The following is a 257-nucleotide window of genomic DNA, read 5'->3' on the forward strand; positions in this document are numbered from 1 at the left end:
ATCGCCACCGGCGTCACCAAGGCCGTGATGGTGATGGTCGGCACGCCGCTCGTCGCCCGCCTGATCGGCCTCGACAATCCGCGCTCGGCCATGGCAGTCGGCGGCCTGATGGGCACGGTGAGCGGCGTCGCCGGCGGGCTCGCCGCCACCGACCCGAAGCTCGGGCCCTACGGCGCGCTGACGGCGACGTTCCACACCGGCATCGGGTGCCTCGTCGGCCCGTCGCTGTTCTTCCTGATCGTGCGGGCGCTGGTGGG

General features: G+C 73.2%; 1 pseudogene. It reads left to right on the plus strand.

What is annotated here, in order from left to right:
• A pseudogene (locus tag WDW90_RS40055) lies at nucleotides 1-257 on the plus strand (malonate transporter subunit MadM); the annotation flags it as partial.

This window comes from Methylobacterium nigriterrae (genome assembly GCF_037106235.1).
GTDB classification, from domain to species: Bacteria; Pseudomonadota; Alphaproteobacteria; order Rhizobiales; family Beijerinckiaceae; genus Methylobacterium; species Methylobacterium nigriterrae.